Origin of the sequence: Pseudomonas sp. BF-R-19 (assembly GCF_019956445.1) — a bacterium.
Taxonomy (GTDB): Bacteria; Pseudomonadota; Gammaproteobacteria; order Pseudomonadales; family Pseudomonadaceae; genus Aquipseudomonas; species Aquipseudomonas fluorescens_BH.
Genome location: NZ_JAHBDN010000002.1, coordinates 1 through 7576, shown reverse-complemented (window position 1 = coordinate 7576; position 7576 = coordinate 1). Strand labels below are relative to the sequence as shown.

Annotated in this window: 7 protein-coding genes; 6 read left to right on the top strand and 1 reads right to left on the bottom strand. The window is 60.9% G+C overall.

Going from position 1 to position 7576, the window contains the following annotated elements; translation table 11 throughout:
• The 5 genes from KGB28_RS00070 to ycaC form a co-directional block, all read left to right on the top strand.
• On the top strand, positions 1 to 696 hold a 696-nt coding region (locus tag KGB28_RS00070; RefSeq protein WP_223440929.1), incomplete at its 5' end, for a C2H2-type zinc finger protein.
• 648 nt (positions 697 to 1344) lie between these two features.
• The gene (locus KGB28_RS00065) at positions 1345 to 1761 is read left to right on the top strand and encodes a DoxX family protein (protein WP_223440927.1); all 417 of its coding nucleotides are present in this window, start codon (positions 1345 to 1347) and stop codon (positions 1759 to 1761) included.
• Positions 1754 to 2362, top strand: coding sequence for an antibiotic biosynthesis monooxygenase (locus KGB28_RS00060; protein WP_223440925.1), 609 nt, complete (start codon positions 1754 to 1756; stop codon positions 2360 to 2362). The genes KGB28_RS00065 and KGB28_RS00060 overlap by 8 nt, the downstream gene beginning before the upstream one ends.
• Positions 2362 to 4200 (top strand): amidohydrolase, encoded by a 1839-nt coding sequence (locus KGB28_RS00055; RefSeq protein WP_223440923.1) that lies wholly within the window; start codon positions 2362 to 2364, stop codon positions 4198 to 4200. Before KGB28_RS00060 ends, KGB28_RS00055 begins: the two co-directional genes overlap by 1 nt.
• A 69-nt stretch (positions 4201 to 4269) precedes the next feature.
• Complete coding sequence (gene ycaC / locus KGB28_RS00050; RefSeq protein ID WP_007977200.1) at positions 4270 to 4896, top strand: isochorismate family cysteine hydrolase YcaC; 627 nt, start codon at positions 4270 to 4272, stop codon at positions 4894 to 4896.
• A 119-nt stretch (positions 4897 to 5015) separates the two neighbouring features.
• Here the strand turns inward: ycaC and KGB28_RS00045 are convergent, their stop codons facing one another.
• Positions 5016 to 6443 (bottom strand): mechanosensitive ion channel family protein, encoded by a 1428-nt coding sequence (locus KGB28_RS00045; protein ID WP_223440922.1) that lies wholly within the window; start codon positions 6441 to 6443, stop codon positions 5016 to 5018.
• A gap of 145 nt (positions 6444 to 6588) precedes the next feature.
• On the opposite strand from KGB28_RS00045, the gene KGB28_RS00040 reads away from it, so the two are divergent.
• Entirely contained in the window at positions 6589 to 7485 is an 897-nt protein-coding gene (locus tag KGB28_RS00040; RefSeq protein ID WP_223440920.1) for a LysR family transcriptional regulator, read from the top strand.
• Positions 7486 to 7576 lie beyond the last annotated feature (91 nt).

Here is a 7576-nt window from a genome sequence, read left to right as displayed (position 1 = left end):
GAGTTTGACAGGGGACTGGACGACTTCTTCCATAGCTTGAGCCGTGGCCCGGCGGACGGCACGCCGCAAGTGAGGCGTTTGGTCGAGGAGCTTTCTGCAAACATGCCTTTGAATGAAAGCGGGCGGGTGAGTGTTGGCGCGATGGACCAATCGCTGGACGCATTTTTCCAAACATTAGGAAGTCATTACCCAAACACTTCCGTTCAGGAGAGAGCTCTGGTCGAGGATCTTTCTCGCGTCGGGTACGTGACGCCATCAGCCCAGACGTTTCCGGCAGCGCACACAATGGGCGAACCACAGCCCTCGACTTCCGCTGCGGCTTATAGCGGCGGTGCAGAGCAGATAAACACAGTGAGGAAGCGGTTTCCTTGTCCGCATTGCCCCAAAAGTATGTCAACCAAAAGTAATCTGAAGGCCCACATACGAACCCATACCGGGGGAGAGCCTTTCAAATGTGAAGTCTGTGGTCAGAGTTTTAATAATCTTTCCCACTTCAAGGGACATAAGCGGATCCACACCGGGGCCAGACCGTTCCCCTGTGACGTTTGCGGCGCAGGTTTTGCCAGAGAGTTTTGTTTGAGTTCTCACAGAAAGATCCACGCCGAAAATCATCCGTACAAATGCGAGCCATGTTCCGCAAGTTTCAAGAGCGAAGCCGCTTTGACGCTACACAATAAGCGTGTTCACCGCAGGTAACCAACCCTGCTACATCGACACTTCTCTGCCACGGATAATTTGAGCGACCTTCGCTTTCCGCCTTTCAAAACAGACTGTCAGCCAACTTCCCACAGGCTACACCGCCTTGCGTCGCTGCCCCGTTCAGCGATCGGGTTTAGCAGCTCGGTAAATTTCAAGGCTCGCCAGTGTCACCTCAAGATCATTTCGATCTGCAATTTGGTGGAGGTGCGTGGGGCACTTCGGTGCGCCGGGTTCCTTGATCCCTGGTCTGCTAACCCGCATACAGCTGCCACCCTATTCGCTTAGCAAAGCCCTCATAGCCATTCACTGCTGGGGATTGCGCAGATCATCATGTTGGGTGAGCTGGCGGTGAACCGGGTGCTGGATAATCTCGACCCGCAAGGCTAGCCGAGTAGTAGCCAGCAACGAGTAACCCTGTGGGAGCGGGCTTGCTCGCGAAGGCGTCATGACAGTCGGCATTGATGTTGACTGACTCACCGCTTTCGCGAGCAAGCCCGCTCCCACAAGGAATTGTGTGATTTGAAGGTCCAGGCGTGCCCGCAAAACAGAGCACGTACATTCAATTTTTCCTCCCCCCGTCCCGGCACTATCAAATCCAGTCCCGGCGCATCGACGCCGGTGGTTTTTCATTTGTGCGGGTAGGCCATGGACGCTTCGCGACGCGATGATCGGGCGCAAGACTGGGGGCTGCTGTTCCTGCGGGTCAGCGGCGGGTTGTTGCTGTTGTGGGTGCACGGTTTGCCCAAGCTGCTGCACTTCAGTGCCGAGCTGCAAAACATCGAAGACCCTTTCCATCTGGGCGCGAACCTTACGCTGATGCTGGCGATTTTCGCCGAGGTGGTGTGCCCGCTGCTGATCGTCGCCGGGTTGCTGGCGCGTCTGGCGTGTTTGCCTATTCTGTTTTTGCTGTGGGTGTCGATGTTGGTCGTGCACCCGCAGTGGACCCTCTTCGAAGGCCAGTTCGGCTGGCTGTTGCTGATCGTGTTCACCAGCATTTTCATCGCCGGGCCGGGACGGCTGGCGCTCAATGTCCGTTTTGCCGGAGCCTTGCGTTATGTCTGAATCCAATCACCGTGAGCCGGCCAGTCCCGGACCTGATGAGGTGGTGACCCTGATCGTCAAGCACCGGGTCAAGGCCGGTTTTGAAGCGCCTTATGAAGCCTGGCTGCGCAACATCGTCAAGGTGGCCGCGCAGAACGTGGGGCACCTGGGTGTGGATGTGGTGCGCGGCAAGCACGCCGGCCTCGACACCTACACCAGTGTGCTGCGCTTTTGCTCGACCGAGGCGATGCAACGCTGGCTCGACTCACCGCAGCGCCAGGAGCTGGTCAACGAAGCCGCGCCAATGCTGGCCGATGGCGACCAGACCGAGGTCAATCCAGTCAACGAGTTCTGGTTCTCGCCCCAGGCCGAGGCCGGTACGCCACCGCCGCGCTGGAAGCAGGCAGTGGTGACGTTGCTGGTGATCCTGCCGCACACCTTGCTGGTGCCGCTGCTCTGGGGGCCGCTACTTCAGCTCAATGCATTTCTCTCCAACTACGTGGTTGCCACGTTCCTGATCACCCTGACCATCGTACTGTCGGTGGTTTACCTCTTCATGCCCATGGCGACGCGTCTGTTCGCGCCCTGGCTGTCTCCCGCTACTTTGCACGAGGAACCGTGATGAACGCCGATCTGATTCTGTTCAATGGTCAATTCCATACCGTTGACCGCGAAAAACCGCTCGCCAGCGCCGTGGCGATCAGCGACGGGCGTTTTGTCGCGGTCGGCAGCGATGCCCACGCCATGGCCCTGCGTGGTTCAGGCACGCAAGTCATCGACCTCAAAGGCCGCTGCGTGATTCCCGGGCTCAACGACTCGCACCTGCACCTGATCCGTGGTGGCCTGAACTACAACCTGGAACTGCGTTGGGAAGGTGTGCCGTCACTGGCCGATGCCTTGCGCATGCTCAAGGATCAGGCCGACCGCACGCCGACGCCGCAGTGGGTGCGGGTGGTCGGTGGCTGGAACGAATTCCAGTTCGCCGAAAAGCGCATGCCGACCCTGGCGGAGCTCAATCAGGCGGCGCCAGACACGCCGGTATTCGTGTTGCACCTGTACGACCGCGCCTTGCTCAACCGCGCGGCGTTGCGCGTCGCCGGTTACACCCGCGACACGCCGAACCCGCCGGGTGGCGAGATTGTGCGTGACGCCAACGGCGAGCCGACCGGCATGCTGGTGGCGCGGCCCAACGCGATGATTCTGTACTCGACCCTGGCCAAGGGGCCGAAGCTGCCGCTGGAGTATCAGGTCAACTCGACCCGTCAGTTCATGCGCGAACTCAATCGCCTGGGCCTGACCAGTGCCATCGATGCCGGCGGCGGTTTCCAGAATTACCCGGACGATTACCAGGTGATCGAACAGTTGGCGAAGGACGAGCAACTGACCGTGCGCATCGCCTACAACCTGTTCACCCAGAAGCCCAAGGAAGAGTTGACTGACTTCAAGAACTGGACCGGCAGCGTGAAGCTGCACCAGGGCGACGATTTCCTGCGGCACAACGGCGCCGGGGAAATGCTGGTGTTCTCGGCGGCGGACTTCGAAGACTTCCTTGAGCCGCGCCCCGACCTGCCGCAAACCATGGAAGCCGAACTGGAGCCGGTGGTGCGCCACCTCGTCGAGCAACGCTGGCCGTTCCGTTTGCACGCCACCTACAACGAATCCATCAGCCGCATGCTCGACGTGTTCGAGAAGGTCAACCGCGACATTCCGTTCAACGGCTTGCCGTGGTTTTTCGACCACGCCGAAACCATCACCCCGCAGAACATCGAGCGGGTGAGGGCGCTGGGGGGCGGCATTGCGATTCAGGATCGCATGGCGTTCCAGGGTGAGTACTTCGTCGAGCGTTACGGCGCCAAAGCGGCCGAAGCCACGCCGCCGATCAAACGCATGCTGGCCGAGGGCGTACCGGTGGGCGCCGGTACCGACGCGACGCGGGTGTCGAGTTACAACCCGTGGACCTCGCTGTACTGGATGGTCAGTGGTCGCACCGTCGGCGGCATGGAGTTGCACGCCGAAGGCTTGTCGCGCCTGACTGCGCTGGAACTGTTCACCCACGGCAGCGCCTGGTTCTCGTCGGAGCAAGGCAAGAAGGGTCAGATCAAGGTCGGGCAATTGGCCGACGTCGCCGCCCTCAGTGCGGACTTCTTCAGCGTCGATGAAGAGGCGATCAAGTGGATCGAATCGGTGTTGACCGTGGTCGGCGGCAAGGTGGTGTACGGCGCCGGTGACTTCGAGAAGCTCGGGCCGGCCAGCGTGCCGGTACTGCCGGACTGGTCGCCGGTGGTGAAGGTGCCCGGCCACTGGCGCCCGACGTCGCCGATGCAGGCTCAGGTTCACCATTGCAGCGGCCCGTGCGCGGTGCATTCCCACAGTCATGAACGGGCGCGCCTGTCGAACGCGCCGGTCAGCGATTTCGCCGGTTTCTGGGGCGCCTTCGGCTGCTCGTGTTTTGCCTTCTGACCCATTTAAAAAAGCGCCGGCCCAACAGTTCGGCGCTGACTGCGACAACCATCCATCAAGGAGTTTCCAATGAGCAACGTTCCGTACAAACGCCTGAACAAAGACGATGCCGTGGTATTGCTGGTCGACCACCAGACCGGCCTGATCTCGCTGGTACAGGATTTCTCGCCCAACGAGTTCAAGAACAACGTGCTGGCGCTGGGCGACATCGCCAAGTTCTTCAAACTGCCGACCATCCTCACCACCAGTTTCGACAGCGGTCCGAACGGTCCGATCGTGCCGGAGCTCAAGGCGCAGTTCCCGGACGCGCCGTTCATTGCACGCCCGGGCCAGATCAACGCCTGGGACAACGAAGACTTTGTCAAGGCGATCAAGGCCACCGGTCGCAAGCAACTGATCATCGCCGGTGTGGTGACCGACGTGTGCGTGGCGTTCCCGACCCTGTCGGCCATTGCCGAGGGCTTTGAGGTGTTTGTGGTGACCGACGCTTCCGGTACCTTCAACACCACCGTGCAACAAGCGGCCTGGGCACGCATGTCGGCCGCCGGTGCGCACCTGCTGAACTGGTTCTCCGTGGCCTGCGAGCTGCAAGGCGACTGGCGCAACGACATGGAAGGCCTGGCCAATTTGCTGTCCGAGCGCCTGCCGAACTATCGCAACCTGATCAACAGCTACATGAAGTTCACGGCTAAATAAGCCCTGACCTGTGGGAGCGGGCTTGCTCGCGAAGACGGAGCATCAGTCACAGCAATGTTGCCTGACACACCGCTTTCGCGAGCAAGCCCGCTCCCACAAGGTTTTGTGTGATCTGTTGATCAGCGGTTTTGCAACCACCCCAAAAACCCACCTTTCCTGACCGCCACCGGCTTGGCCATCAACGCCATCCGGCTGTTCTGCTGGCGTACCGCCTGCAGCTTGTTCAACGCCCGGTCGACTTCCCGTCGTTGCTCCATGCAGCTGCGGGTCAGGGATTTGTCGAGGCGGTAGATGATGCTTGAAGTCATGGCGGTGAACCGTGCCTGGGACGGGGTGTCGGCGAGGATGCTCTGTTCGCCCATGACTTCACTCGGCCCCATGCGCCCGGCTTCGATCTGCGTGCTGCCGTCGGGGACGGTGGCGCTGACCACGCCGGTGGCGATGACGAACAGGCTGTCCGGTACTTCATCCAGATCCAGCACCACCTCACCGGCCGCGTATTGCTGCGCCACCATGTTCTGGGCCAGGCGATCCCGTTCCTCGGCGCTCAGGGAACGGAAGATCTTCACTTCATCGAGCAAGGCCCGAGCGCGGGTCGACGGCTCGATCACACCATCGGGTTGCCGGGAAATACCAGCCGCTTCGAGGTGCCGATGGGCCAGGTCGAACAGTTGATTGCGCACTTCACCTTTTTTGCCCAGTTCGGCGATGAAGCCGCTGGCCACGTATTCGGACATGGTTTCGCCGGCCTCCTTGAGCACGGCTTTCGGCGGCGGATCGAGCAGCAGGCTGTTGCTGCCTTGCAGGGTGCGGTCCAGGGCATCGAGGACCCGACGCGGACGGATGTGGTTGGGCACCTGAATGCTGATCGACACGCCGTGCATATTGAACGGGCGGCTGAGGTTGACGATCTTCGCCTTGGCCGCCACCGAGTTCGGCACCACCGCCGTGCTGCCGGCGCTGGTCAGCAGGTGGGTGGCGCGCCAGTCGATGTCCAGCACCTTGCCTTCAATACCGTCGATGGAAACCCGGTCATCGACCTGGTACGGCTTTGTGGTGTTGAGCACGATGCCGGAGAACACGTCGCTCAAGGTGCTCTGCAATGCCAGGCCCACCACGATGGCGACGACGCCGGAGGTCGCCAGCAAACCTTTCACCGGCAGCTCCAGCACGTAGCCGGCAGCGGCCACCACGGCAATCAGGAACACCAGTGCGCCAATGACATCCTGCAGCAGCCGGCCGCTGTGGCCGATACGCCGCATCAGGGCCAGGCCGATCACTTCGGTCAGCACCCGCGCGGCGTACAGCCACCAGAGAATCCCCAGCGCCGTGGCCCCCAACTGCGCCACGCGATCATCGGTAAACAAGGGCGCCTGCAACGGGCTGACGCCGGCGTTGATGAGCACCGCGCTGAACAGCACAAACAGCGCCAGGCGCACACCGACCCGGCTGACGCGATGCTTGAATGGCGCGAGGTGCCAGAGCAGGGCGTCGACTACCAACAGCAGTGCGCTCAGGGAAAGCAAATGCTCAAGGAGCAAGGACATGGGGAAACTCCATTTAAATGCTTGCGGCAAACAGATCGCAGATCCTTCGGGGAAGGTGATTTCAGTGCGGTGAACGAAGATTAATGGTGTGCCAGGAAGGGAAAAAGCGGCTATAAAGTGTTTGACTGTCAACCGGGATGTGACAATGAACCCCTTCGAAGATATGCGTATTTTTTGCCAGGTGATGGATTCCGGCAGCTTCACGGCAGCCGCCGATCAACTGGGCCTGTCCAAGCAGTTTGTCAGCCGCCGCTTGATGCAGCTCGAAGAGCGCCTGGGCGTGCGCTTGCTCAATCGCTCGACCCGGCGCCTGGATGTCACGCCGCTGGGACAGAGCTATTACGAGTCGGCCTTGCGCCTGCTCAGCGAAGTCGAACAAGTGGAGCAGGGCATCGCCGGCCAGACCACCGAGCCACGGGGGACCATTCGTGTGAGTGCGCCGCTGTCGTTCGCACTGGCGCATCTGGGCTGCCTGTTGCCGGTGTTTTTGCAGCGCTATCGCGACGTGACGGTAGAGATGGATTTGAGCGATCGTCCCGTTGATTTGCTCGGTGAGGGCTACGACCTGGCGCTGCGCATCGGCACACTGGAAGACTCGACACTGATCGCCCGACGCATTGCCTCCATTGAACGGGTGTACTGCGCAAGCCCGGCGTACCTGACCGAACGCGGCACACCGCTCAAGCCAGAGGATTTGCACGGTCACGACTGCCTGCCGTACGGCCATGGTCGACAGGTGCAATGGCGTTTTGCGGGGCAGGGCAAGCCATTGAGCGTCAATGTCAGCGGGCGGATGCGGGTCAACAACGGTGAATTGCTCAAGGACGCGGCGATTGCCGGGCTGGGGATCACGTATTTGCCGACGTTCATCGTCGGCTCGGCGTTGAAGGATGGACGGCTGGTGGAAGTGCTGGAGGATTTGCGGCCGGAGCCGCTGACGTTGTCGGCGGTCTATCCGCAACACCGGCAGAGTTCGCGGCCGGTGCAGGCGCTGGTCGAGTTCTTGCGCGAAGAACTGGATCAGTCTGAGGGTGGGTTGTAAGAAGAGGGTTCATACAATCTATTGTGGGAGCGGGCTTGCTCGCGAAAGCGGTGTGTCATCAAACATTGAGTTGACTGACCCACCGCTGTGT

Excerpts from the sequence above, each read along its gene's own strand:
- ycaC (WP_007977200.1), top strand. The coding sequence starts at position 4,270 with ATGAGCAACGTTCCGTACAAACGCCTGAACAAAGACGATGCCGTGGTA.
- KGB28_RS00045 (WP_223440922.1), bottom strand. The coding sequence starts at position 6,443 with ATGTCCTTGCTCCTTGAGCATTTGCTTTCCCTGAGCGCACTGCTGTTG.
- KGB28_RS00060 (WP_223440925.1), top strand. The coding sequence starts at position 1,754 with ATGTCTGAATCCAATCACCGTGAGCCGGCCAGTCCCGGACCTGATGAG.
- KGB28_RS00055 (WP_223440923.1), top strand. The coding sequence starts at position 2,362 with ATGAACGCCGATCTGATTCTGTTCAATGGTCAATTCCATACCGTTGAC.
- KGB28_RS00040 (WP_223440920.1), top strand. The coding sequence starts at position 6,589 with ATGAACCCCTTCGAAGATATGCGTATTTTTTGCCAGGTGATGGATTCC.
- KGB28_RS00065 (WP_223440927.1), top strand. The coding sequence starts at position 1,345 with ATGGACGCTTCGCGACGCGATGATCGGGCGCAAGACTGGGGGCTGCTG.